Annotated in this window: 20 protein-coding genes and 1 pseudogene; 10 read left to right on the top strand and 11 right to left on the bottom strand. The window is 43.9% G+C overall.

Features of this window, described 5'->3' with window-relative positions; translation table 11 throughout:
* From BLV54_RS10065 to BLV54_RS10050, 4 genes are all read right to left on the bottom strand, one after another.
* A partial coding sequence (locus tag BLV54_RS10065; protein WP_090567858.1) for an IS630 transposase-related protein occupies positions 1 to 251 on the bottom strand: 251 nt, incomplete at its 3' end.
* Between the two features lie 137 nt (positions 252 to 388).
* On the bottom strand, positions 389 to 547 hold the full coding sequence (locus tag BLV54_RS16460) for a hypothetical protein (RefSeq protein WP_218132373.1): 159 nt from the start codon (positions 545 to 547) through the stop codon (positions 389 to 391).
* A gap of 372 nt (positions 548 to 919) precedes the next feature.
* Positions 920 to 4,684 (bottom strand): ATP-dependent RNA helicase HrpA, encoded by a 3,765-nt coding sequence (gene hrpA, locus BLV54_RS10055; protein ID WP_090571315.1) that lies wholly within the window; start codon positions 4,682 to 4,684, stop codon positions 920 to 922.
* Between the two features lie 80 nt (positions 4,685 to 4,764).
* Positions 4,765 to 5,241 carry a hotdog fold thioesterase gene (locus BLV54_RS10050; protein WP_090571313.1) on the bottom strand — a complete coding sequence of 159 codons (477 nt, stop codon included), beginning with the start codon at positions 5,239 to 5,241 and terminating at the stop codon, positions 4,765 to 4,767.
* Between the two features lie 167 nt (positions 5,242 to 5,408).
* On the opposite strand from BLV54_RS10050, the gene BLV54_RS10045 reads away from it, so the two are divergent.
* From BLV54_RS10045 to BLV54_RS10030, 4 genes are all read left to right on the top strand, one after another.
* On the top strand, positions 5,409 to 6,143 hold the full coding sequence (locus BLV54_RS10045) for a DUF72 domain-containing protein (protein WP_090571311.1): 735 nt from the start codon (positions 5,409 to 5,411) through the stop codon (positions 6,141 to 6,143).
* A 222-nt stretch (positions 6,144 to 6,365) separates the two neighbouring features.
* Positions 6,366 to 7,523, top strand: coding sequence for a DNA polymerase IV (gene dinB, locus BLV54_RS10040; RefSeq protein ID WP_090571309.1), 1,158 nt, complete (start codon positions 6,366 to 6,368; stop codon positions 7,521 to 7,523).
* Positions 7,524 to 7,866: 343 nt separating this feature from the next.
* On the top strand, positions 7,867 to 9,978 hold the full coding sequence (ovoA, locus tag BLV54_RS10035; RefSeq protein ID WP_090571307.1) for a 5-histidylcysteine sulfoxide synthase: 2,112 nt from the start codon (positions 7,867 to 7,869) through the stop codon (positions 9,976 to 9,978).
* Positions 9,975 to 11,165: a MalY/PatB family protein gene (locus BLV54_RS10030; RefSeq protein ID WP_090571305.1), complete on the top strand. Its 1,191-nt coding sequence runs from the start codon at positions 9,975 to 9,977 to the stop codon at positions 11,163 to 11,165. Before ovoA ends, BLV54_RS10030 begins: the two co-directional genes overlap by 4 nt.
* Before the next feature lie 5 nt (positions 11,166 to 11,170).
* On the opposite strand, the gene BLV54_RS10025 is transcribed toward BLV54_RS10030, so the two are convergent.
* Together BLV54_RS10025 and nhaC are read right to left on the bottom strand one after the other, a co-directional pair.
* Positions 11,171 to 11,569, bottom strand: coding sequence for a TIR domain-containing protein (locus BLV54_RS10025; RefSeq protein ID WP_090571303.1), 399 nt, complete (start codon positions 11,567 to 11,569; stop codon positions 11,171 to 11,173).
* 95 nt (positions 11,570 to 11,664) lie between these two features.
* Entirely contained in the window at positions 11,665 to 13,080 is a 1,416-nt protein-coding gene (nhaC, locus tag BLV54_RS10020; RefSeq protein WP_090571301.1) for a Na+/H+ antiporter NhaC, read from the bottom strand.
* Between the two features lie 655 nt (positions 13,081 to 13,735).
* Between nhaC and BLV54_RS10015 the strand changes: the two genes are divergently transcribed.
* From BLV54_RS10015 to pnp, 4 genes are all read left to right on the top strand, one after another.
* Positions 13,736 to 14,107: a response regulator gene (locus tag BLV54_RS10015; protein ID WP_090571299.1), complete on the top strand. Its 372-nt coding sequence runs from the start codon at positions 13,736 to 13,738 to the stop codon at positions 14,105 to 14,107.
* Between the two features lie 22 nt (positions 14,108 to 14,129).
* Positions 14,130 to 15,563 (top strand): sensor histidine kinase, encoded by a 1,434-nt coding sequence (locus tag BLV54_RS10010; RefSeq protein WP_090571297.1) that lies wholly within the window; start codon positions 14,130 to 14,132, stop codon positions 15,561 to 15,563.
* Positions 15,564 to 15,833: 270 nt separating this feature from the next.
* Positions 15,834 to 16,103 (top strand): 30S ribosomal protein S15, encoded by a 270-nt coding sequence (gene rpsO, locus BLV54_RS10005; RefSeq protein WP_090571295.1) that lies wholly within the window; start codon positions 15,834 to 15,836, stop codon positions 16,101 to 16,103.
* Between the two features lie 133 nt (positions 16,104 to 16,236).
* The gene (gene pnp, locus BLV54_RS10000; protein WP_090571293.1) at positions 16,237 to 18,342 is read left to right on the top strand and encodes a polyribonucleotide nucleotidyltransferase; all 2,106 of its coding nucleotides are present in this window, start codon (positions 16,237 to 16,239) and stop codon (positions 18,340 to 18,342) included.
* A 205-nt stretch (positions 18,343 to 18,547) separates the two neighbouring features.
* On the opposite strand, the gene BLV54_RS09995 is transcribed toward pnp, so the two are convergent.
* On the bottom strand, positions 18,548 to 19,888 hold the full coding sequence (locus BLV54_RS09995; RefSeq protein WP_090571290.1) for a DUF3422 family protein: 1,341 nt from the start codon (positions 19,886 to 19,888) through the stop codon (positions 18,548 to 18,550).
* 269 nt (positions 19,889 to 20,157) lie between these two features.
* Here BLV54_RS09995 and BLV54_RS09990 point away from each other — a divergent pair, with 269 nt between their 5' ends.
* The gene (locus BLV54_RS09990; RefSeq protein ID WP_090571289.1) at positions 20,158 to 20,349 is read left to right on the top strand and encodes a hypothetical protein; all 192 of its coding nucleotides are present in this window, start codon (positions 20,158 to 20,160) and stop codon (positions 20,347 to 20,349) included.
* A 209-nt stretch (positions 20,350 to 20,558) separates the two neighbouring features.
* Here BLV54_RS09990 and BLV54_RS09985 read toward each other — a convergent pair whose 3' ends face one another.
* Complete coding sequence (locus BLV54_RS09985) at positions 20,559 to 21,413, bottom strand: Hsp33 family molecular chaperone HslO (RefSeq protein ID WP_090571287.1); 855 nt, start codon at positions 21,411 to 21,413, stop codon at positions 20,559 to 20,561.
* Between the two features lie 838 nt (positions 21,414 to 22,251).
* On the opposite strand from BLV54_RS09985, the gene rlmKL reads away from it, so the two are divergent.
* Complete coding sequence (rlmKL, locus tag BLV54_RS09980; protein ID WP_256329366.1) at positions 22,252 to 23,307, top strand: bifunctional 23S rRNA (guanine(2069)-N(7))-methyltransferase RlmK/23S rRNA (guanine(2445)-N(2))-methyltransferase RlmL; 1,056 nt, start codon at positions 22,252 to 22,254, stop codon at positions 23,305 to 23,307.
* A 190-nt stretch (positions 23,308 to 23,497) separates the two neighbouring features.
* Here the strand turns inward: rlmKL and BLV54_RS09975 are convergent, their stop codons facing one another.
* The 3 genes and pseudogenes from BLV54_RS09975 to BLV54_RS09960 all read right to left on the bottom strand — a co-directional run.
* Positions 23,498 to 24,604 carry a lytic transglycosylase domain-containing protein gene (locus tag BLV54_RS09975; RefSeq protein WP_090571285.1) on the bottom strand — a complete coding sequence of 369 codons (1,107 nt, stop codon included), beginning with the start codon at positions 24,602 to 24,604 and terminating at the stop codon, positions 23,498 to 23,500.
* A gap of 257 nt (positions 24,605 to 24,861) precedes the next feature.
* A pseudogene (locus BLV54_RS16900) lies at positions 24,862 to 25,261 on the bottom strand (IS110 family transposase); the annotation flags it as partial.
* Positions 25,262 to 25,449: 188 nt separating this feature from the next.
* A partial coding sequence (locus BLV54_RS09960) for an IS5 family transposase (RefSeq protein ID WP_143032477.1) occupies positions 25,450 to 25,866 on the bottom strand: 417 nt, incomplete at its 5' end.

Raw genomic sequence — 25,866 nt, 5'->3', positions numbered from 1 at the left:
TTCTGCGCCACGCCCAAACGTTTTGCTCGCTCGTACTGACAGGCATCGGGATAATCGAGAATATCCTGCCGCAATACATCAAGATCAATCTTGCGTTTGCGAAACCCTTGAGGTTTGCGATCAACATGCTTGATCCAGCGAACAACGCTTGCTATACCCACATCAAACCGCGCTGCCACCTCGGCTATCGTAAGTCCTTCTTTCTCTCGAACAGATAACACTTTACGGCGAAAATCCAATGAATATGCCATCCTTGCATTATAATCAAAATTATCTGGTTATGCTATATTTCGTATTCAGGAATTTGTAGCGCCAGGGTGATTCAGGATACTTGCTAGAAATTTACGTGTTCTGCGTTGGAGAAAGGCGGTGATGACCAGTGTCCAGGTCATTCGGCTGGTTCGCTATCCAGGCGCTGCATCAGTGATTCTACAGTGTCATGACGGATAACTCGGCCAGCATGGGCGTCTTCCAGCGATGCTTTGATACGAGCCAAGACTGCTTTTTGCTGTGCTTCAAGGAGTTCGTGGTAAAACTCTTCGGTCATGACTACGTATTGGGGTCGATTGTTCTTGATGACGTGACAGGTCCCTGAGTCAAAGCTTCGTCAACGGCTGCAATACCGCGGCGCTTGATTTCCTGCTCAGTAACGATGTTCATGTTTTGCTTCTGTATTTTGGTGGATGACGCGTTGCTTATCCACCCTACTATACGGAGTAATTTGTAATTTGATTCCGTTCATGGTTCGATAAGCTCACCACGAACGGGAATAACTATCGACAGGCTCACCACGAACGTGATTAACTATCCAGGCACGCTACAAACACAATCAATTAGTTAGCGTTCGTCCTGAGCTTATCGAAGGACTGATTCAGTTTCCCTGGAAAATTTCGGCAAACTCATGGAGTTATTTCCCAACTCACTCACGCACCGTTTCCCAGAATTTCTGTAGGCGTTTGACGGATACCGGGTAAGGCGTTTTTAATTCCTGTGCAAATAGGGAAATGCGCAGTTCCTCGATTTGCCAGCGGAATTCAGCCAGATTGGGGTCGCTGATGCCCGCCTTGCGGTGTTTTTCCAAGCGCTGCAGGTATTGATTCCACAATGCTGCGATACCGACGGCATGTTGCCCGTCACGCGATGGATTGCCGGGGTATTTGTCGAGCCGCATGACCATGCCTTTCAAATAGCGCGTGAGGTGCGGCAGTCGTTCCCAGCTAGTTGCATTTAGAAAGCCTGGATAAATCAGGTTATTGAGCTGATCGTTCAGTTCATTTTTGAGGCGAGGATTGCTGATGGTGGTGGCAGCGAGACGTTGTTTCAGTGTCTGGTAGTCTTGGGCGATGTCTTGAATGAATCGGGCGATGGCATCAGTTACGGGGCTGAGGCGTAATCGCGCACGCTGTTTCTGGGCGTTAAACTCGCTTTCGCTGCGCGGCAGCGGATCATCGCCAATGAAGGCGCGATCGCTGATGGCATCGAGCATATCCCGCTTGAGCGTTTCCGGATCGAGCAGCGTGCTCAACTGTATAATTGCCTGTCTGTGTCCGGGCAGATTTTTTTCGAGTTGCTTCATCCGGTCTTTAAGCTCGAAATTCAATAATCGCCGGACACCCGCACGCATATTGCTTGCGGCGGCTTCACGGGTATCGAATAAGCGTATGGCGACATGATCCGTCTGATCGACCAGGGCGGGATAACCGGTTATCTGTTTGCCAGCACGTGTGAAGGTGATTTCCTCGGGCAGATCACCAAAGTCCCAGCGTATGAGCTGATCGCGCTCGATGCCAGTTTGCTCGGCTGCACCTGATCGGGCAAAAGTCAACTGGGCGGCCTGTCCAAGCTGCGCCTGTAGTTGCACCAAATCGCGACTCATGGCCAGTTCCTGCCCGGCATCGTCGATCACCATGTAATTCATCTGCAAGTGCAGCGGCAAAGGTTTGTCGTCCCAGCTATCCAGCGAAACCTTGATGCTTGTTTTGGATTGAATGAAGCGTGCGAGTGCTTCCGACAGCAGTATAGGTTCGCCCTGCGTTTCCTGCTGTTCCAGAAAGCGGGTGACATAGTCGGGTACTGGCACCAGATTGCGCCTGATTTGCTTAGGCAGCGCTTTCAGATACCAGGTTATTTTTTCCCGCACCAGCCCCGGCACGAGGCTATCAAACTGGGAGGCAGTCAGCTTGTTGAGAAAAGGCAGCGGCACTGTAATGGTCACCCCATCCAGCGTATGCCCCGGTTCAAAACGATAGTTCAATGGGAAAGCGTGGCCATCGATGCTGACAGTTTCAGGGAATTGCAGTTCGGTAATGCTGCCGGCCGCATGCCGCATCAGGTAGTCGCGCGTGAGATAAAGCAGTTGCGGATTGGTTTGTTCTGCCTGCTTACGCCATTTTTCAAAAGCAGCTCCGCCATAAATATCCGCCGGAATAATGGCATCATAAAACGCGAAAATGTCCTGCTCATCGACCAGCACATCCTGTCGGCGTGCCTTGTGTTCGAGCTCTTCGATTTCTTCAATCAGCTTGCGGTTGTGCTCAAAGAACGGTGCCTTGGTCACGTACTCCCCTGCTACCAGGGCGTTGCGGATAAAGATTTCGCGCGCCTCCTTAGGGTTGATTCTGCCATACGCCACACGCCGCTTCGGTACAATGGTCAGGCCATAGAGGGTGACACGTTCATAAGCCGCGACTTGGGCAGGCTGTTTTTCCCAATGAGGGTCAAAATAATGTTTTTTACAAAGCCCGCCAGCAATATTTTCCAGCCAGGATGGATCGATCGTTGCCACGCAGCGCGCATAAAGCTTGGCGGTTTCGGCCAGCTCCGCTGCAACAATCCATTTGGGTTTTGCTTTTTTTAGCGATGAGCCCGGAAAAATCGAGAACTTGATCCCGCGCGCACCGAGATATTCACCTTCACTTTCCGATTTGAAACCGATATTACCGAGTAATCCTGCCAGCAAGGCACGGTGAATCTCCTCATAACTTGCCGGTACCTGATTCAGCTTGAATCCCAGCTCCATCACGAGGGTGTGCAACTGTCCATGAATTTCGCGCCATTCGCGCATACGTCGATGGGAAAGGAAATGTTCCTGGCACTGAGCGATCAGTTTTTTGTTGGATTTTTTATGCTTGAGCTCTGCATCAAAGAATTCCCACAATTTTAGAAAACTCAGAAAATCCGAGCGCTCATCGCGGAACGGTTCATGCGCGCGATCAGCTGCATCCTGCCGCTCGAATGGGCGATCGCGCGGGTCCTGCAGACTTAGGGCAGAAGCGATGATGAGCAGCTCGCTCAGGCAGTTTTCTTGTTTTGCCGCCAGAATCATGCGCGTAATCTTCGGGTCGATCGGAAACCTGGCAAGCCGCCAACCGATCGCAGTCAGCGTATTGTTGTCATCTACCGCACCCAGTTCTGCCAGCAATTGATAGCCATCAGCAATCATGCGCGGCAATGGCGGTTGGAGAAAGGGAAAATTCTCCACATCACCGATTTTGAGCGATTTCATGCGCAAGATGACGGCAGCAAGCGAGGAGCGCAGGATTTCCGGATCGGTAAATTCTGGGCGCGCCAGATAATCATCCTCCCCATACAGCCGAATACAAATACCGCTCATTACCCGCCCGCAGCGCCCGGCACGCTGATTGGCGGAAGCCTGGGAAATTTTCTCGATCAGCAGTTGCTCGACTTTGTTGCGGTAACTGTAGCGATTGATGCGCGCGAGACCGGTATCGATCACATAACGAATACCCGGCACGGTCAAGGAGGTTTCCGCCACATTGGTCGCCAGCACGATGCGCCGCACATTACCAGGCTTGAACACGCGCTCCTGCTCGGCAAACGATAAGCGCGCAAACAATGGCAGAATTTCCACTCCTGCCCCGCCACCCGGCCGGTTAAAGGCATGTTTGCGCAAGGATTCGGCTGTTTCTCTGATTTCACGCTCACCAGGCAGAAAGATCAGGGTATCACCTGGCCCTATGCGCATCAGTTCGTCGATCGCATCTGTGATAGCCTGCTGCAGATCCAGCTCTTCCTCATCTTCAGAAGCCAGAGGGCGATAGCGTATTTCCACCGGATACAGCCGACCGGATACTTCGATCACAGGTGCGTTATTGAAATGCTGGGAAAAGCGCTCCGCATCGATGGTGGCGGAAGTTACGATTAGCTTGAGATCAGGCCGTTTCGGCAGTAACTGCTTGAGATAGCCCAGCAGGAAATCGATATTGAGACTGCGCTCATGCGCTTCATCGATGATAATGGTGTCATAGGCACGCAGCATCGGATCGCCCTGTGTTTCCGCCAACAGAATACCGTCTGTCATCAGTTTGATATAGGTATCCTTGCTGATGCTGTCGGAAAAGCGGACTTTATAACCTACAGCATGACCCAGCGATCTATTCAGCTCAGAAGAAATCCGCATCGCCACCGTGCGTGCGGCGATACGGCGCGGCTGTGTATGCCCGATCAACCCTGCTACACCGCGCCCAAGCTCGAGGCAAATCTTGGGTAACTGCGTGGTCTTGCCTGAACCGGTCTCACCACAAACAATCACCACCTGATGCGCCTCAATGGCGCGCGCGATTTCCTCACGCTTGCCAACGACGGGCAGCTCTTCTGGATAGGTTGGCTTGGGCAGATTGGCTAGACGCCGCTCCAGCTCAGTGACAGCAAGCGATGGCTTCATGACAAACTTAATGACAAAAAAACAAGCGCAAGCGTTAACAACAAGCTTGCAAAATTAAAGAATTAGACAGCTAAAAGCAACTACGATTCTTTACTCACGATCACCTTCTCTTTCTGGTTACTCAGCGTCCCCTGTTCAATGATAGCCACAGTCAGGCGAGAAATCGCCACACGCTTGCCGGTTGCTTCTTCGGTGATATCCGTCTGCCAGACTTGAGTGCGACGGCCGATATGCAGCGGTGTACACACCCCGATGACATTGCCTTGCGTGACAGCCCGAATATGATTGGCATTGATTTCAAGCCCGACCGCACGATATTTCTCTGGATCGATCGTCATCCAGGCTGAGACACTGCCCAGCGTCTCTGATAAAACACAGCTCGCGCCACCATGCAAAATCCCGAATGGCTGGGTTGTCCGCTCATCCACTGGCATGCGCGCTTTCAGAAAATCCGGGCCAATTTCCGCAAAATGTATGCCGATATGCGCGCCCATATTGGCGTTGCGTAACCCTTCCAGATAATCGAGTGTGTACTCCTTGAACCAAATTGTGCTCACCAGTTCCCCTTTACTTTAAGTTGATCGTTAAAAAAGAATTAAAAGCGCTATATACCGCAAACTCCGCTAAAGCGAATATTATAAAGGTAATGACCAAGTCGACGTGCCACTTTGTCACTTTGCTCCAGTCATACCATTCAGTGACAAATCATTCAGGAGCGATTGATATGATGGAAAGTGCAATTTTCATAGGAACATCTGGCTGGTCATACAATCACTGGCGAGACATATTCTATCCTCCAGATTTCTCCCAGGAAGAATGGTTGTACTACTACGCAAAACACTTTAAAACCGTCGAGATCAATAACTCGTTCTACCAATTGCCTGATAGAAAAATATTGCTGGAATGGTACGACACAGTCCCTGGAGACTTTATCTTTACCATCAAAGCCAGCCGTTACATTACTCACATGAAAAGACTGAATGATCCAGAGCAGAGTACTTATACTTTCCTGGAACGAATACGCATCCTGGAAGACAAACTAGGCCCCATTTTGTTTCAGTTACCACCTCACTGGCACTTCAATCCCGAGCGCTTGGCTGTCTTTCTGGATAAGCTCAGCAATGATTTCAGATATGTCTTTGAATTTCGCGACCATAGCTGGCATAACGCACAGACTTATCAACTGCTCGCGGCGTATAAGGCAGCTTTCTGTATATTTGATCTGGATGGTTTTCTTTCACCCAGGGAAATCACCACAGATCTTATCTATGTCCGCCTACATGGCCCAAATGGCCCTTATCAGGGTAGTTATAGCAAAAATACTTTATCCGAATGGGCAAATACTTTTGCCAGGTGGTCGTCGCTGGGCCATACTATCTATTGCTATTTCGACAACGACCAGAGCGGTTACGCTGCACACAATGCCCTCACTTTGCAGACCATGTTGCAGAAAAAGTAAGCTTCTTCAACTTCAATAGTACCCATCATGGATAGAAGATCGGGTAGTCAGGGTACCAAGGTTAATATGTTAATACCAATGCAATCTGCAAAACCAGAAAAAATTCATGCGATCATTCAGAATTTACACTCAATCACCCCTGACGTAAGATGCAAATTCATTTTCAAATAGTGGCCATCAAGCTGGCAGCAACTCAAGTTCAACATCGATAGTTTGTAAGCAATGAATTTTTTATCACGTCGTATCGCTCATCTTGATATGGATGCTTTCTTTGCGTCTGTTGAGCTTCTCCGTTACCCCCAATTACGCGGTTTGCCAGTGGTCATTGGCGGGAAATCGGAACACAAACCGGCACTACAAGCAGATGGAAGTCTGCATTTCTCACGGTTACGTGATTATGTTGGTCGTGGTGTGATCACGACAGCCACCTATGAAGCGCGGGCAGCTGGAGTGTTTTCTGCGATGGGTATGATGAAAGCAGCCCAACTCGCCCCTGATGCTATTCTGCTCCCGGTTGACTTTGGCGCATATCGCCATTATTCACAGCTGTTCAAGACTGCCGTGGCAAGCATTGCACCCCAGATCGAAGATTCCGGCATTGACGAAATTTATATTGATCTCAGCAGCCTGCCAGACGATAGCTTGACGCTCGCAAAACGTATCAAACAAGCTGTATTCAATGCCACTGGCCTCACCTGCTCGATTGGTATCACGCCGAATAAACTACTCTCGAAAATTTGCTCCGATCTTGAGAAACCAGATGGCGTCACGATTCTGGACATGTCCGATATTCCAGATCGCATTTGGCCGCTACCGGTGCGCAAAATCAATGGCATTGGCCCCAAAACAGAAAAGAAACTGGCATCACTCGGCATTTCGACAATTGCTGAGTTGGCACAGGTCGAATTGAGCTTTCTTCAGATTCACTTTGGCCGTGGCTACTCTACCTGGCTCTATGAGGCCTCGCATGGCATTGATCATCGTCCAGTCATGACCCGCTCCGAACCCAAATCGATCAGCCGGGAAACCACTTTTGAACGCAACCTTCATCCACGCCATGATCGCGATGGTTTATCGGAAGCACTCTTGACTCTGTGTACACGTATAGCCGAGGATCTGAAACGTAAAGGTTACCTTGGCCGCACTATTGGTATCAAATTGCGCTTCGAGGATTTCCATACTGTCACCCGAGACATAACCTTGTCTACATTCATTGCCGATGATATTTCTATACGCCAGGCTGCGCGCGAATGTTTGCGACGTGTACCGCTGGAAAAAAAGCTGCGATTGCTTGGCATACGAGTCAGCACGTTGTCTTCTGCCCACTCGCTACAGGTAGCCAATGTTTTAGCTCAGGCAGAATTGCCCCTTGATTTCTAGGAATAGCAATTAATTCCACTTCCAAATGAAACATGACGCAAAGGCGGGCTGCAGACAGTATAAATAATGCGGCAAGGAGATCCGATAAAGTCAGGTTTGAGTCAGGTTTGATTTAGAAATGGAGCAAAGAGGATGATCAACTCAAATTTCCTATCAAACCAATAGAATTTTATTTCCTATACATCCATTCATCATAATGTCAATGGAATGATTTTTGTGTTTGCAATCTGTTACCAATTAGTATGCTAAATTTCTTATTTCCTTGTTAAATATGACCTGTAAAATTCGAGAGAGTATAATAAAATTTCCGAAAGTTCCGAATAAGCAGGTTTGTTAATATTTTATGTCCAAAAAACTTTTTCAGAGAACACCGATACTCGACGGTAACGACGTTAACGCTAAACGTGAGGAAATACGATCCTATTTTCATACCACGCTGGATTATTACGAGCAGCTTTTTGAAACGTTACATAACGATGAGGCTTATTACATCAAGCCTATCACGCTGCGGCATCCTCTGATTTTTTATTTGGGACATACCGCCACTTTCTTCACTAACAAATTGATTCTGGCTGGCTTGATTACTGAGCGAATCCATCCCAGGATGGAGTCAATGTTTGCGGTTGGCGTAGATGAAATGAGCTGGGATGATTTAGATACTACGCATTACGATTGGCCAGCCGTAGAAGAAGTATGGGCGTACCGCCGCACGATGCGCAATACAGTCGATAAACTCATCAGCGATACGCCGTTGACCCTGCCGATTGGCTGGGAAAACCCCTGGTGGACTATTGTGATGGGTATTGAGCATGAACGTATCCATCTGGAAACATCTTCAGTATTGATTCGCCAGCATGCACTCCAATACGTTCAGCCTCATCCTGCCTGGCAACCCTGCCGCAAAACCGGAATCGCCCCGGAAAATCAATTAGTAGCTGTACCGGCTGGCAAGGTGCAGATAGGTAAAAATAAAACTGATCCGACGTACGGCTGGGACAATGAATACGGCCATCACTCAGCAGAAATCGCGGCATTCCAGGCAAGCCGTTATCTAGTCAGCAACCATGAATTTCTCGCTTTTGTCGAGGCCAATGGTTATGGCGTAGAGGATCACTGGGAAGAGGAAGGCCGTGGCTGGTTAAAACATACTCGCGCGCAATACCCTACCTTTTGGCTCAAACAAGGCAATGAATGGCGTTTTCGCCTGATGACCGAGGAAGTGCCTATGCCCTGGGATTGGCCCGTGGAAGTAAATTATCATGAAGCCAAGGCTTTTTGTAACTGGAAAGCAAAAACCAGCGGACTACCAGTGCGTTTACCTACTGAAGATGAGTGGTATCGATTGTACGATGCAGCCAATTTAACCGAGGTACCTCACACCAATCCAGCCGTTGGTAATATTCATCTCGATTATTATGCCTCCAGTTGCCCAGTTAATGAGTTTCCTCAAGGTGAATTCTTCGATATCGTTGGCAACGTTTGGCAGTGGACAGAAACACCAACCTATCCATTTGAGGGGTTCGATGTTCACCCACACTATGATGATTTCACTACGCCCACTTTTGATGATCGACATAATCTCATCAAAGGTGGCTCCTGGATTGCGTGTGGTAATGAATCATTGAAAGCGTCACGCTATGCATTCCGTCGTCATTTCTTTCAACATGCTGGATTTCGCTACGTCGTTACTGATACCCCTGCCTTCCAACCTAGCTCTCATTATGAGACAGACAAATTGCTGTCTGAATATGCTGAATTTCATTATGGCGATAAGTATTTCGATGTATCCAATTTCCCGACTGCTCTGGCTAAGTTAGCCATTGCTGCCATGGGCAACCGCCCCGCGCACAAGGCACTTGATTTGGGGTGTGCCTCAGGGCGAGCCACATTTGAATTGGCAAAACATTTCGACCATGTGACAGGTGTTGATTTTTCTGCACGCTTTATCAATCAAGGAGTACAACTCGTTCAGCAAGGTGTGCTGCGTTATACGCTAACGGATGAAGGCGATCTTGTCTTTTATAAAGAACGTTCGCTCGCAAATCTGGGTCTTGATGATGTCAAACATAAGGTTGAGTTCTTTCAAGGCGATGCCTGCAATCTCAAACCGATTTTGACTGGTTATGATCTCATCCTTGCTGTCAATTTGATCGATCGTTTATACGATCCAGCCAAATTCCTGACAAACGTGCATAGCCGGATCAATCCAGGTGGGTTGTTGTTGATTGCTTCCCCTTATACCTGGTTAGAAGAGCACACCAAGCGGGAATCCTGGATCGGTGGATTCAAGCGAGATGGTGAAAGCTTTACCACATTAGATGGCTTGAAAGAAATACTTGGCAGCCATTTTAGATTGATTCAGGGTCCACAGGAAGTTCCCTTCGTTATTCGTGAAACTAAACGTAAATTCCAGCACACGTTATCAGAAGTGACGATCTGGGAGAAAATCGTGTGAGTGATCAATTCGACCGCGATATCAAACGGGCTGGAACGAATAGTACCAAGTTTGATGGGCGTCTGGGGACATTCGGCAATGCCAATGTGATGCCGCTATGGGTTGCTGATATGGATTTCGCCGTCCCTGCCGAAGTCACGCATGCATTGATCGAACGCGCCACGCACCCCATATACGGCTATACACTATTTCCAGAGAGTCTCTACCAATCGCTCATCGACTGGGTATGGCTGCGCTATCATTGGAAAATAGAACGCGAGTGGATCATTTTCAGCCCCGGCGTGGTCCCCTCGCTAACTGCTACTATCATGTCACTCACCCAAGCAGGTGAGCAAGTTATCATACAACCGCCGGTTTATTTTCCATTCTTTTCAGCGGTAACTAAAACAGAGAGGCAATTGATACTCAACCCGTTGCATCTTGAGCAGGGTCGATACACGATCGATTTCGATCAACTGGAGCAGATCGGTACCAATGCGCGCATATTGCTGTTCTGTTCTCCTCACAATCCCGTTGGTAGAGTTTGGAATAAGTCTGAGCTAGCGCAACTTATTGAGATAGCTAACAAACATAACTGGGTGATTATTTCAGATGAAATTCATGCCGATCTGGTTTATCCGGAAAACCAGCATCATCCCCTGGCGAGCCTCACAGAAAACCCAGAAAATATTATTACGGCTATTGCCCCTAGCAAGACCTTCAATATCCCAGGGCTTCATTTATCGGCTCTTATCGTTCCGAATAAAGCTCATCGTGCTGCTATTACTCATTTTTTTGACATAATTCATGTCAGTGCTGCCAATCCCTTCAGCATCGTTGCATTTGAAACTGCCTATCGGAAAGGGGCAACATGGCTGGATGAACTGATGCTTTATCTAAAAAATACGCGCGACCATGTCAACGCATATCTGACCGAACATTTGCCAGACATTCATTTAATCAAGCCAGAAGGAACGTATCTACTTTGGCTGGATTGCCGCGCACTTCATATGAATGATAAGCAGCTCAAGCATTTTTTTGTGCATGAAGCTGAAGTTGGGTTGAGTCCTGGCGCTTTATTTGGAAATAATGGTAGCGGTTTTATGCGTATGAACATTGGCACTCCCCGTCACAATATTATGGCCGCACTTGAAAATATTAGAAAAGCTTACAATCGAGTAAAAATAAGGTCAGGAAGAATATTATAAAACGACTATCTTTGTAATTTACCAAGAAACATTGCGATATTAGAGCTGTTCCATGGCAAGATATCTTCGTCTCTCAAAAGATCAGGGAATTTCTTGGCTGACATATCACAGGCTTCATCATCACCAATCAGTATAACCTTCATTTTTGCTTCAAAAGCACAACGGAGTTCCCATAATTGCCCATCAGCCCGAATGGTATTGGGTGTGATAAGACCAATTACCCCATTACACCCTCTAACTTTTTCCCGACATTCCTCCTTCCATGCGCTCTCCCAGGATTTTTTTTCTGGCATGAACACACATGTGATTTCTGGACTCTCTTTGTTTATCTGCTCTATAAGTTTGTCTCTAAGTTCAGCATCCTTGAGCGCAAAGCTGACGAAAAGCTGATTCGTTGATTCCATCTTGCTCCTTTCTCTGATTTGTTTTCATTAAGGGATACAAATCTACCCCTTTTAGATCCTTTTCCGATTGCACGGAAAATATAGCATTCAGCGAATTAAGCGTCAACGCGAGAGCGTTGCAGTAATCCTATACCCAAGCTAGCCATTACCACAGCAACAATAGGATTAAGTACATTCAAGAAAGCATAGGGAGCATAATCTAATACTGAAATACCCAGCGTCGCTGTGTAAAAAGCCCCTGTAGTAGTCCATGGAATCAACGCTGTTGTCATGGTGGCACCTTCTTCTGCCGAGCGAGAAAGTATTGCCCCATCTAGCTGGGCTTTATGATAGGCGTCTTTAAATAATTGGCAATTCAAAATGATCGAAATATACGCTTCTCCCATTCCTATATTACTGATAAACCCAGACAATATCGTAGTTGCGATGAGGGTGCGAACACGCTTAATACGCAAAATTAAACGTTCAAGAATAACGGAAAGAAATTTTGCGTGATGCAAAACACCGCCCAACGCCAAAGCCATGATCGATAACAATAACGACCAGGCCATACTATAAATGCCACCATGGCCAAGTAAGAAATCAATATTGTCTATGCCTGTGCTACCAGGCTCATTGAGCCAGAGCGCGCTCAATACCTCGATGATGTTTCTTTCTTGATAAAAAACAGCAATCAGTATGGCAAGTATGACACTGCATGACATACTCATTGCCGGAGAGTAATTTTTGATACTCATGCCAAACATACACAGCAAAGGTAACAAAGTAACCCACAGATTTAATTGAAATGCACTGTTCAACGCAGTTTGAATAGCTACTATTTCCTCTGCAGGCAATACATAGTCTTCATATTGTAGTCCTACAAAAATAAATAGGATGAGCGTTAGCACATAGGCTGGCAAGGTAGTGTATAGCATGGCATGAATGTGGCGATAGAGGTTGGTACCAGCACTCACGGCGGCGAGATTTGTCGTATCTGAGATAGGTGATAATTTGTCACCAAAGGTTGCACCTGACACAATCATGCCCGCTACAATTGCCAGTGGAATATCGATGACCTCTGCGATACTGATGAGTACTATCCCTATCGTTCCTACCGTCCCCCAGGAAGTACCCGTTGCAATCGACATGAGGCTACATAAAATTAATCCAGACGCAAGAAATACTGCAGGATTGAGCAAATTCAGCCCATAATACAAGAGACTGGCAATTGTGCCGCTTTGCATAAAACTTGCGATCACCATCCCTATCAGAATAAAAATGTAAATAGCAGGAAGTGCATTACCGATGCCCGTGTTCATCATGCGCTGAATATCAGTGAAAGTATGACCGAGGATGGCTGCATGGATACCCACCCATAACAAGCACATGAAAATGATGGCATGAATAGAGATCTCCAGAACGAAGAACCCCAGTGAGATCATTAAAAATATACCAAGCAAACAAACAATAGCCTGGAAAAGCGAGGGTTCTTTGAGATCTTCTTGCCTGCTAATATTGATCTGCCTCATTTTTGTTCAATCATTTGCCAATCCAAGGAAATCCTGGATAAATCAGCCAGACAGTAAGACAGAGAGGAGCTGGTTTCACATTTTGCCCTATCTATGAAACAATTTAGTTTTACAATCAAAGGATTTACCATAAAACCCAAGCAGACGAGGAAAAGCAGTTTGGCAAAAAATCCATTATTCCGTTATTTATTTCTTATCTGTGAACAACGATGAATATAGTTTGGTCAATTACAATTTTTCTATCTAAAAAACAGAAATAAATGCTTACGTGATAATCATTATTGAAATCGCAATTTTTAACAGTAATATTCAATATTAATTTAATGTGGAAACTTTCACATATTAATCACATCTTAATACAGAATTTTAAATTATCTGTTCAAAAAATAATAACTTTCTAGCTTTGAAATATATTAATCAAAATTTCTTGCTTACTGAGAACAGCACAGTGTAGTATTTTTTCCGCGAGAGATTTAAGAATGAGGGTAACTAAAATTTACAACCTATTTTTATGAATTACTTGATAGTAACTATTCTATTAATGGCATAAGCATTCATAGATAAGACAAAAATCCAGGGATCAAGATGGGACTTATCATTCCAAGGTCTGTTGACATTAACTGTTACTTTGATTGAACAAAGGAGGTTTATTTATATGAGACAAAGAATTGCCCACGTTGATGATGATCCCGATATCCGAGATACTGTTCATCATATCTTAAGCACGCATGGATATGAAGTTGATAGTTATCAAACAGCGAAAGATTTTATTGACTCACTAAGTAATCCTTCCATTGTGCCTGATCTGGCTATTCTTGATGTAATGGTTGAATCCATGGATGCAGGCCTGACTACATATGTGGAATTACACAATCGTTTCCCTAGAATGCAGGCAATTTTTTTGACTTCACTTGGCGATATGATTTTGCCTTATTTTGAAAATAAGTCAGAAAAATGGATCTGGATTATTGAGAAACCTATTGAGCCATCAGGCTTGTTGTCCATTGTTCATGACCGCCTGAGCTGAGCGTTTCTTAGGGTAACCAATCATGGCTACTGCCGATTTCTCTTGGAACGCGCCTAAACAGCAATTTATCTTGGCAGGAGGAAAAGAAAGTGGACAAAAATTAAGTGATGAAATATTAATAGATAATATTCGCTGGTTTACCATTTTCCGATGGGCTGTGATTGGTGCACTCATTCTTTTTCAAATCGTAGCTCTAATAGCATCAGATGCACTTACCAAACTAGGAATTAGGAACCAGCAAGATTGGCCGCTTGTCCTTTCAGTCATTTTGAGTGCTGCCAATTTTGCCTATATCTATGCATTGGATTTCTGTCAGCCTTCAAAATTTAACTCACCTTCAATCAATATTTGGGTGCAGATTATTGTTGATTTATTGTGTTTATCAATAGTCGTGCATAATGTTGGCAGTACCACAACCCCTGCTCCCTTCTTCTATATTCTTCATATTGCCTTAGCATGTATCTTTTTCTCAGCGTTGGAAGGCTTATTCGTCGCAATCATGGTTTCTGCGATGTACACGATTGTTTTACTTATTGAAAACCAAATGTTCTTTCAGGTATCACAATCAATTCTTATAGACCCGCACTTCTCGAATGAGAGCTTACAAAAAGGTCGAGCTCTGGTATGGATGATTGCACTCAATACTTTATTTTTTATTGTTTGGTATGTTGTCTCACGCCTTACACTGGTTGTTCGTAAACACGAACAATATCTCCGTGATGCCTATGAACAAATTAATCAAGCTCAAATTGCAAAAGATCAGTACGCTATGCTTGTGACACATCAACTTAAAGCACCACTTGATGCTATTCGAAGCAAAATTAATTTGATTAAAGGAGGATACTGTGGACAAGTTTCGTCTGAGATAGAAGAAGTGCTAACCAAAATTGATAGACGCGGGCATAGTATGTCTAATTTAATTCTGGATGTACTTAAACTTGAACGACTAAAAACAGCTGGACGTAATAACGATGCAATGGAATATATTGATATCTCAGCAACAATTTATAAATGCATCGATAAATTAAAACCCGTAACAACAGCAAGAAATATTGAAATAAAGTTATCAATCCAAAATTTTTTTGCCAGGGGCATTCCGGATCAGATAGAAATATTGTTTGAAAATATCATCGCCAATGCGATTACTTATTCTTATGATGATGCAGCGGTTGATATTAATTCCATTGTTAAATTGCCAGATAATTCTGCAATTTTGACAATTTCTGATCATGGAATTGGCATTGAAGCAAAGGATTTACCGAATATTTTTAACGAGTACTTTTATTCTCCAAGAGCAGTAATGCATAACCAATCATCCAGTGGTATTGGTTTGTCGCTAGTTAAAATTGCTGCAGTTAACAATAATCTCCAACTTAAAGTTACCAGTGACCCAGGCTTGGGGACAGCTTTTTCTGTAATTTTCCCAAATATACGAATCTCTGCAGGAGAATCATAACGATCTTGAGTATTGATGCTTTACACCAAAGATAAGCAAATTAAGCAGAAAACAGATAAAATTTATATTGTCTCTTATGGATTTTAAAATCTGGTTACTCTGAATTCTATCAGAATGGTGTTTTATCCAAATTATCAAGAAGGTTATAGATTCTCTTCAACTGTATCTCACACCCAACGCTTTGTAAGTTTTGGACAAATAGCCTATTAAAGAGTAAAATTCTGGGTTCTTAAAATAGGTTAATTAACAAAACTGGAGAAAATTAATTATATGGCAGTCACAACTGAGCAAAAAGCCCAGGTGGTGCATGACTATCAAAGAGCCGCAGGAGATACTGGATCTCCCGAAGTACAGGTGGCGCTTTTGACTACTCGCATCAACGATTTGATCAATCACTTCAAAACACATGTCAAAGATCATCATTCCCGCCGCGGCTTACTTAAAATGGTAAGTCATCGACGTAAATTACTTGATTATTTAAAAAACAAGAGCAACGATCGTTATATTGCGCTAATTGAGCGCCTTGGTTTACGCAAATAATTAATTTATTAGCTTTCTTCCCTAGTTCAAAGAAACTTTAAGTAATCGTTTAATTAAACAATAAAATAGGTTATAGAGCAGGGAAATAGCCAATCAAACAAAGATGATTACATCAATAAAGAAGGATTGCTAATTGAAATTGATAAAGAAAAGTATTACCTACGGTCGCCATACACTTACTTTGGAAACCGGAGAAATTGCGAGACAAGCTCATGGCTCAGTAATGGTTACGATGGATGATACAGTCGTATTGGTTACCGTCGTCGGAGATAAAAATATCAAACCTGGGCAAGACTTCTTTCCGTTGACCGTTGATTATCAAGAAAAATTCTATGCAGCAGGTCGTATTCCCGGGAGTTTCTTTAAACGTGAGGGTCGTCCTTCCGAGAAAGAAACACTCACTTCAAGATTGATCGATCGTCCTATTCGGCCATTATTTCCTGCTGGCTTTTATAATGAAGTACAGGTTATTGCAACAGTTTTATCAGCCGAAACTGAAGTGGATGCTGACATAGCGGCAATGATTGGTACTTCTGCTGCGCTAGTACTGTCGGGTATTCCATTTGATGGCCCTATTGGAGCTGCCCGCGTTGGCTATATTAATAATGAATATGTACTTAACCCAACTACCACCGAACTCAAACAACCTCAGCTTAACTTAGTTGTAGCTGGAACACAGCAAGCGGTTTTAATGGTCGAATCAGAAGCAATGGAATTATCTGAAGAGATCATGCTGGGTGCTGTTATGTTTGGTCATGAGCAAATGCAAATAGTTATTGATGTCATTAATGAATTTGTTGATGAAGCTGGCGTTACTGCATGGGATTGGAAACCAACTGAAAAAGATCTGGTATTAACTGAAAGAATTTCGCAATTGGCAGAAGCAGATTTGCGTAATGCATTTCAATTAAAACAAAAGCAAGTTAGAAACGAAACGATTAAAGAAATTTGGCAACGAGTCTCCACAGAATTAGGTGTAGGTACAGAAGGAGGTCCTGATGAACAATCAGTCAATGAAATTGGCTTTGAACTCGAATCTCGAATTGTTCGTACTCAAATTCTTGATGGAGAAGCGCGTATAGATGGACGCGGGACAAGGACTGTGCGTCCTATCTCGATACGCCATGGAGTACTTCCACGAACACATGGTTCAGCATTATTTACACGCGGTGAGACACAAGCTCTGGCCGTGGCCACATTAGGAACCGCACGCGATGAACAGAAAGTTGATACCTTACAGGGGGAATATACAGAACGTTTCATGCTTCATTACAATATGCCCCCTTTTGCTACAGGAGAAATTGGACGCGTTGGTACGCCAAAGCGACGTGAAATAGGCCATGGTCGTCTCGCAAAGCGTGCATTGGAAGCAGTGCTTCCTTCAGCTGAAGAATTCGGTTATTCGTTAAGGGTAGTCTCCGAAATCATGGAATCTAATGGCTCCAGCTCCATGGCTTCGGTCTGTGGAGGATGCCTTGCATTGATGGATGCAGGAGTTCCCTTAAAAGCCCATGTGGCAGGCATTGCCATGGGACTGATTAAAGAAGGAAATCGCTTTGCCGTGTTGACCGATATTCTTGGTGATGAAGATCACTTGGGAGACATGGATTTCAAGGTGGCGGGTACTGAGAAAGGTATTACAGCACTGCAAATGGACATAAAAATCCAAGGGATTACTAAAGAAATTATGCAGGTAGCCTTGCTACAGGCTAAAGAGGGCCGCTTGCATATCCTGGATATCATGAAGAAAGCTCTTCCTGCAACCCGGGAAAACATCTCGACACACGCTCCACGCATTATCAAATTTAAGATCAACCCTGAGAAAATTCGTGATGTTATCGGTAAAGGTGGCGCAGTAATCCGTGCCCTAACTGAAGAAACCAATACCACCATAGATATAAGCGATGACGGTACAGTCACGATTGCCTGCATCAATAGCGAGGGGGGCGAGCTTGCAAAGAAACGTATCGAGGATATTACCGCAGAAGTAGAAGTAGGTAAGATATATACAGGTGTAGTATTGAAACTCCTGGATTTTGGTGCAATTGTCAGTGTACTGCCTGGAAAAGACGGCTTATTACATATTTCTCAAATTGCTCATGAGCGCGTTGAAGACGTTGCTACCCATCTTAAAGAAGGCCAGACTGTTCGAGTAAAAGTACTGGAAGCTGATGATAAAGGCCGGCTCCGCTTAAGTATGAAAGCAGTTACTGAAGTCGAAACAGAGAGTACTTCTTAATACAACTTAATCTCAATCTAACCTAAACGAATTTACAAAAATAAGCGTTGTCATGTTTGAAACGAATACAAGGTAACGCTTATTTTGTACCTTCGATCAATTAAGATCTTCTAGTCGCTTCAGAATATTTGCAATCCATCTGCTCATGAGATAAATATCGACAAAATAGCCAAAGGAATGATGCGGCAAATATCAAATACCTTAATTACTTTTTCTTCACCCTCTGGCGCAGGCGCCTTACTCCGAAATAAACGATCGAGAGTACTACTGGAATCGCAATGCCAGTGATTAATTCGACATTAATAGCATATCCTGCAGCTTTTGCTGCCTTAAGTCCATAGCCTACTATACCGAGCAAATAGTAGCTCAGCACGACAACCGATAATCCTTCAACAGTCTCTTGTAAGCGTAATTGTAAATGTGCTCGATTATCCATGGATTTCAATAAATCACGAATTTGTGATTCCATGGAAATATCGACGCGTGTACGTAGCATAGATGAAGCGCGTGTTACTCGTAAAGAAAGAGTTTCCAGGTGAGAACGAGCCAGGTCGAAAGTTCCCATTGCTGAAATCACTCGCTGTTTTCTGAACTCATAAAGCATCTGCAACCCCTCAATACGCTCCTCCCTCAATTCAACGATACGTTGTTGCATGATAGCGTAATAAGTCTGTGATGCACTAAACCGATGGCTAGTTTGGGCAGAGATTTTTTCGATTTCCGAGGCTAACCTTGTCAATTCACCCAGTAAACGCTGCTCATCTTCAAACCCGGTCAATTCATTACCAGTAATCAGCTCCGTCAGGCGATCATCATAACGCTCCAACTGAGGAATTATCCTACGCGTTAGTGTCAACGGCAGTATTGCCAGCATACGATACGTCTCAATTTCCAGCAAACGCTGCACCAACCTCCCAACCTGACGACTACGTAGATTATCATCATGAATCAAGATTCGACTAAAACTATCTGCGTGAATTTGATTGTCACTCCAAACACTGGCACTCCCCCCCGACACTTTGGAGCCAATGACGGTGTTTGATGCAAATAGACTTGCTAATTCACTTAGGCTACGGCTAGGACGAGATCGATCATCCAATGCAATATGCGTCGCAACCAACACTTCACCGGGCAAGCTGGCTAACCAATCTTGAGGTACATAGGTAATAGCTGGTCTAGCAAAAGGAATATCGAACGGACCTTTACAATAAACCGTATACGTAGAATATTCGGTATGGCGTTCCCACCGTAAACGAAACTCACCAAATTCGGCACTGAATTGGTCAAAGTGAGTATTAGGCGGCAAAATGCCATAACGATGACAAAGTTGAACTATTAATTGGCGTTCTTGATCGACCCATTGTCGATCAGATAAAAGCACCAAATGCGAAAGTTGTGCAGGAATACTCACCAACTCATAAACATCTGCATTAAGCTCAGTATGAAGATCCTGCCGTTCAGGGTATTCAGGAATACCTAAGGGATGCTTTCTGAGCAAAGCATGTTTATTAATAATCGTTTGTGAAACCAAAGGAGAAAAATCCATATCGTTTAGTATCTCTAAAATTTATGAAAATCTAAAATAAAGATTACCACGATATCAGCTAAAGTAATATTTCGATGTCTTCTATTTAAATAGGCATCTTCGATGCAGTGTAAAATATAAAGATACGCAGAAAATTTGGAATGCATTTCAGTCAATTGCTGTGCCACTTTATTAGATTTTGTATCTGAGATACATATGTTGATCTTTTAATAAGCAGTAAAAGTATATAATCAAATACAATGTAATAACCCAATACTCAAGTGATCAACATGCGTACATCCCATCGCGCTGGTGAGCCGGAAATCCCGCACAACATTCCTTCCGAAGTACCACCCGAAGAAATACCGCCAGGCCTTCCCCCGGGCGGTCCAGACGAGATCCCCGAATCACCCTCAGAACTGCCCCCAAACATGCCAACGGAAATACCACCGATGCCACCCGATATCGGTGTGAATGAATAACTGTGAATATTGATGTAGAGGAATAAAATACTCTCGTGATCGCACCGTTATGATCTGGTATGTAATCTGCTCAGCGTCCTTTTAATTCCTGGGACTCTTAACCACCTTTGACCATACCAGCGGTGTTGCTCATGCCGCTGGTAAGTTTTTAACGTTGTAGCATAATAACGTTTCATCGCTGATTGAGAATATACCCGTAGTACGTGATCTCAATGTACCGTCGGCCCGGCTTCGCGAAAGATTGCGTCAATAGCTAGCGCGTCAAAGCGGTATTCGCGATTGCAGATGTCGTCATGCACGACAACTTCGCCACATTCCTGCAGAATAGCATTAACTTCCGCACGGCCTAAGGAGTGCAACATATTATAGATTTTGGCTGGATCTTCACGACAGCCGTAGCTGACCGTCTGAGCATCGAAGACGCGGATGGTTTCTTCCATAAACAAGCGAGTGAGAATTTCTTCAGCTGCCAGTTTGAATATTGGCTGATCCTGCACGGTTGCGGCAAGTGCCTCTATACGAGTCCAGCCATCGGGATCTTGCTGATCGGCAGTGGGTAGCTTCTGCAACAGGATACCAAAAATGGCATTATCTGATGTAGCCAGGAATAAACGTGATGGAAGTTGTTCAGATTGCTTGAAATAGTGTTCGAATATTTCGGCAATCGTGTCGCCATCGAGTGGCACAATGCTCTGGTAAGCTTCGCGCATGGACAGCATATCCAAGGTCAGCACAAGTTGACCACGCCCCAGTAAATCAGGTACTGGCTGCGCTGCAACCTGGGGCGCATATTTAGCCATGCCGCGCAAATGAAGACTTTCATTACAATCAATGACCAACATGGGAACTGGACCATCACCTTTCAGCTGCACGGTTAGGCGTCCAAGCTGCTTGAGATTACCGCTTAATAAAAGCGTGGTAGCACTCATATCTCCAAGCAGTTGGACAACAGATGCCGGATAATTCCGATTTTGCAGCATTTTCTGCCATACGCTGTCCAGATGCACCACTGCACCCCGTATGTCTAGATTTTCCAATAGAAAACGTTGTACATAGTTGTTCATTTTGATAATTCCTTTGTATTGCTATTTAAATCTATAAAATTAGTAATTCTAAATTTCATTAATCAAATTAATATTTGTCCACAATTTCTGTGGATAAGTTTGTGAGTAATTTGTATATACTGATACTAAGACGATTATCTGTAATAATATTTTCTAATTCGATTAAATTTTAGACATATAATTTTTATTATTGTAATCAATTAGTTGTAATTTTGTTATATGTTAAGACGAATTTGATTGATACTATGAATATATTTAAAAAAATTGTGGATTATTTCATAATATTAAAAATGTTTTATAATCCAAATAGATAAATTCATATTTCAGAATTCATAATTATAATTTTATCTCTGACTGGATCAATACGGCTGAAAATAAATAATATTAATCAAATATATCCAGCAAAATAAATAGAGACAAAGCTCAATTAATTCTGACCCCACTTTTTTTTCTTAATTCAAAAATTTTAATCAAGTTTTATGTTAAGAAAAAAATACACTTAGAATATGTTCTTTACAGAGAACATATTTATATTCAAATTGCTCTTTCTCATGAATATATTCAGTCTTGAAAGCTTCGATTATATTGCACTAAATGATCTATTGAAGATACTGTGACAAGCTGAACATTCGTGGCGGTATGGTTCTATTGCATTAGTGCAGTTGAATTAGTATTGGATATTTCAGCCAAATTCATTTTCGCTAGCCAAGTGATAATAAGAAGAAACAATGAGCTATCGTTTTTTTCAGAGTAATTTCATGCTTTGACAGAATAAAACTACTTTGTTTTGGGAGAAGATAAATTACTTACCCTAAATCTCTTTTTTGTAGATAGTATAATGCATCATAAACTGGCAAAGGCTTTTTCTGAACCTAAAGTCAAATCTCAACAAGAGCGCATCAAGCAAATCAACTGCTGTGTCCAAGCCAACCAGTCTGACAGTCAGGCGGAAATGTTTGCCAATCGCTTGCGCAAGAATCTGAAGAAACTAACCAAGTGGGCCAAACAGAATCAGGTACATTGCTACCGACTATACGATGCCGATCTGCCGGAATACGCGGTGGCAATAGATATTTATCAAGGCGAGCAGATCTGGGTTAACGTCCAGGAATACGAGTCACCGAAAACTATTGATCCCATCAAGGCCCAGCAGCGGCTAGCTGGAGCAATGGCAGAAATAACCAAAGTGCTAGAAATTCCCGCTGAGCAAGTATTTTTAAAGATACGCCGCAAGCAGAAAGGTACCGATCAATACCAAAAACATAGCGATTCAGGCCGCTTTTATATCGTTGAAGAAGGTGGCTGCAAATTCTGGGTGAATTTCGCGGACTATCTGGACACTGGCCTGTTTCTCGATCACAGGCCAATACGTTTGCTGATTCAACAACAAGCTAAGGGCAAGCGTTTCCTGAATTTATTTGCCTACACCGGTAGCGCCACTGTGCATGCTGCGATCGGTGGAGCAGTGGCCAGCGTCACTGTCGATATGTCCAATACTTATCTGAATTGGACGAAACGAAATTTCGACCTCAACAACATTCATGGCGATCACAAGCTGGTGCGCGCCGATTGCCTGCAATGGCTGGTCAAGCAGGCTGATTCAAAACAAAAGCAGCACTTTGATTTGATCTTTCTTGATCCGCCAACTTTTTCCAATTCCAAGAAAATGGACAAGGTCTTCGATATCCAGAGTGATCACATGGAAATGATCCACAACGCTGCGGCGTTGCTGGCGCCGGGTGGAATATTGTATTTCTCAACCAATTTCCGCCGTTTTAAAATGGATAAAGAAGCGTTGGCAGATTTGATCATCGAAGATATCAGCGCAGCGATGGTACCCCTGGATTTCGCCCGCGATACCAAAATTCATTATTGCTGGAGAATTTCTCGATGAACGAGTGCCTGCATATCATCAAGATGCACGGATAAAGGATATGTATATGGATTTTGGTACCCCTCCCCTGCAACAAACGTACAAACTAAATATGTCTGATTTTACATTAAGACATGCCAATCATGATGTTGAAATCATTGGTTAAGATTACCCAAAGGACTTATAAATAGTGATTCCTTATGCTGAATAATTACAAACCGGTATGCAATCCTGGTATGCCGATGCGTTGTATATAAATAGCATTATTTCCTTCTTCGTAAGCGAGTAATTTACCTTTTGTTTGCCAGAGACGAAACGCCAAGGAGTAGGATAATACCCGTATCGGATAGTCGCGCGGCAATGTTTGTAAATAAGGTTGAATGGTTGTGAAATCAGAAGCGCCGTATTGCTGCATGATAAAACGCAAACCACCGTTAGCGGGACCGATATTGTAGGCTAACAAAGTCAGAAAAAGATCGCCTTTCATTTCCGCAAAATAGCGTTTAAATGTAGCTGCAGCAATAAAGGCGTTGTGCCGGGGGTTTTCCAGAGAGATTTTTTCGACATTTAGACGTTTAAGTACTTGAGCGACTGCCGTTTTCGGAACTTGGGTAATTTGAAATAAACCACGCCCACCGTCACTGCTATCTCTCGATATGAAAGACGATTCTGTTGCTGCGATACCCAGTAGCAAATTGATATCAATATCGAAAGCATCGGCTGCATCTTTGATGGCTTGGCGATATTCCTGAGATCGGTTAACCATTTTCTGCAGTTGTGTTGAACTATGCCTGCGATAAGCTGCGTATACTTGATGTGCGATTGCCATTCGGCCTGCTTCTTCCTTGCCTCCAATCAGAGTACGGAAATTTCCATAAGCCAGGGTAAACTGTCCGTAGATAACAGACCAGGTAATCAGCAAGGCAAATGAAAAAGATAAAATGGGGGGCAATAATTCAGAATGAAACTGCAGCCTTTTTCTCAGTTTCCACCAGCCGATGGAGAAAACGGAAGCGGCCACTATCAATGCGACTACGCCGATAGAGAATGGCAGCAAGCTGCCGAAAAAACTAGTACCTGAAAACTGGTTTGCGGAGTAACCTAACAGTACCATGATGGCCAAAACTACTGTCACACCCAGGCTAAGGACTTCTATGCTTAGCAGTACCAGTTTTCGTTTGAATTCACTGGACTGGTATCTTCTTAGCCATTTCCAGACTCTCCCTTTGTTGGTGTGCGCTATCACGCTACGCTTACGCTTGGGTTTTGACTTTATATTGTCTGGCTTAGAATTACTGAGATTAGCTATTTTACCCATTAGAATAAGGATCTAAGCTGTTCAATAAGAATAGAGACTTATCGGATTAGCAATCTGCTACTGCTAAGTTCAAAGTATTTACTGGATAGCCACTCTCGCGGGCAAAGTAACTTACTCTAGTCTCCTAAAAGAAGGGATGATAAGTAAAATTATCGATCTGGAAAAGTTGAAAACAAACCACTTCCAGTAAAAATAACAAATAGGATCATGAAAAGAGATTCATAATTCTTTGATTGATTTACCAAATCAAATAACGTAATACCAAACTCGTAGAGCAAGCTGCGTAGTTGGTTCACCTGCATGGTACGGAACTTGATCAGCAACAATCTCATCCGGTGCAGCGCCAGCATCGCTGCTTGTTGATCTTCTGTTTTACAGGCAATCCGCCGCATCAGTCTTGTTGTCTTGCACAAGGAGCCGGACAAATTTGACATGGATAAGTTTGACTTCATGCCCCAGTGCCATCAGTTTGCGCCGCCATTAGTGCGCGCTACCGCACGCTTCAATTGCAATCAGTCCAGCTTCACGTTGCGCAAAGAATTCCAGCAGTTCATGTTTACCAAACTTGCGGTTATGAATCTCGTCGCTCTCGTGCGCCACCCAATTCAGTTGAAAAACTCGCTTTGCAATATCCAACCCGTATGTCGTGAAATTCATTTTAGCCCTTTCGTCCATTTGTGGAAAGAACTCATTATCTCCACTTTGGCACGTAGATGCCGTCAGGTTCGCAAGGGGCTACCTCATTCTTTACCGCTTACCCCCTACTCCCCGTAGGGAGGAGGCTTCCATCACATCTCCGCTATTTACAAATTTTTCTATAAAGATCCTTAGAGTCTGTTGACATTTCACACAGGTAGCCACAGATACCCGCATGCCATGGCAACCATACTTTCATAATTTCTCTTTAGTTTGTCGTATCGTGTTGCCACTGCCCGATACTGTTTTAGTCGGGCAAAAGCGTTTTCCACCAAGTGTCGATATCTATACAAGCCCCAATCCATATCTGCGTTACCCTTCAACGAATTGCGCTTTCCTGGAATCACAGCCCTGGTTCCCTTCTTTATTATCTGCTCACGTATACACTCACTGTCATAGCCCTTATCCGCTACAATCGCTTGCGCATCAGGTAACCTGGCAATCAGCTGCGGTGCTACAGAACAATCATTCACTTCTCCACCGGTGATTTCAAATTCAACCGGCAAACCATAACTATCAACAGCCAGGTGGATTTTCGTAGTGTTGCCCGCACGGCTTTTCCCGAT

Origin of the sequence: Nitrosomonas sp. Nm33 (genome assembly GCF_900107265.1) — a bacterium.
GTDB lineage: Bacteria > Pseudomonadota > Gammaproteobacteria > Burkholderiales > Nitrosomonadaceae > Nitrosomonas.
Note: the sequence above shows the minus strand (reverse complement) of the source record. Positions and strands in the feature narration are given on the sequence as shown.

Coding starts and splice junctions, on each gene's coding strand:
- BLV54_RS10010 (WP_090571297.1), top strand. CDS start 14,130: ATGGCTACTGCCGATTTCTCTTGGAACGCGCCTAAACAGCAATTTATC.
- BLV54_RS10025 (WP_090571303.1), bottom strand. CDS start 11,569: ATGGAATCAACGAATCAGCTTTTCGTCAGCTTTGCGCTCAAGGATGCT.
- rpsO (WP_090571295.1), top strand. CDS start 15,834: ATGGCAGTCACAACTGAGCAAAAAGCCCAGGTGGTGCATGACTATCAA.
- BLV54_RS10045 (WP_090571311.1), top strand. CDS start 5,409: ATGATGGAAAGTGCAATTTTCATAGGAACATCTGGCTGGTCATACAAT.
- BLV54_RS09990 (WP_090571289.1), top strand. CDS start 20,158: ATGCGTACATCCCATCGCGCTGGTGAGCCGGAAATCCCGCACAACATT.
- ovoA (WP_090571307.1), top strand. CDS start 7,867: ATGTCCAAAAAACTTTTTCAGAGAACACCGATACTCGACGGTAACGAC.
- dinB (WP_090571309.1), top strand. CDS start 6,366: ATGAATTTTTTATCACGTCGTATCGCTCATCTTGATATGGATGCTTTC.
- BLV54_RS09975 (WP_090571285.1), bottom strand. CDS start 24,604: ATGGGTAAAATAGCTAATCTCAGTAATTCTAAGCCAGACAATATAAAG.
- BLV54_RS09995 (WP_090571290.1), bottom strand. CDS start 19,888: ATGGATTTTTCTCCTTTGGTTTCACAAACGATTATTAATAAACATGCT.
- hrpA (WP_090571315.1), bottom strand. CDS start 4,684: ATGAAGCCATCGCTTGCTGTCACTGAGCTGGAGCGGCGTCTAGCCAAT.
- nhaC (WP_090571301.1), bottom strand. CDS start 13,080: ATGAGGCAGATCAATATTAGCAGGCAAGAAGATCTCAAAGAACCCTCG.
- rlmKL (WP_256329366.1), top strand. CDS start 22,252: ATGCATCATAAACTGGCAAAGGCTTTTTCTGAACCTAAAGTCAAATCT.
- BLV54_RS16460 (WP_218132373.1), bottom strand. CDS start 547: ATGACCGAAGAGTTTTACCACGAACTCCTTGAAGCACAGCAAAAAGCA.
- BLV54_RS10015 (WP_090571299.1), top strand. CDS start 13,736: ATGAGACAAAGAATTGCCCACGTTGATGATGATCCCGATATCCGAGAT.
- BLV54_RS09985 (WP_090571287.1), bottom strand. CDS start 21,413: ATGAACAACTATGTACAACGTTTTCTATTGGAAAATCTAGACATACGG.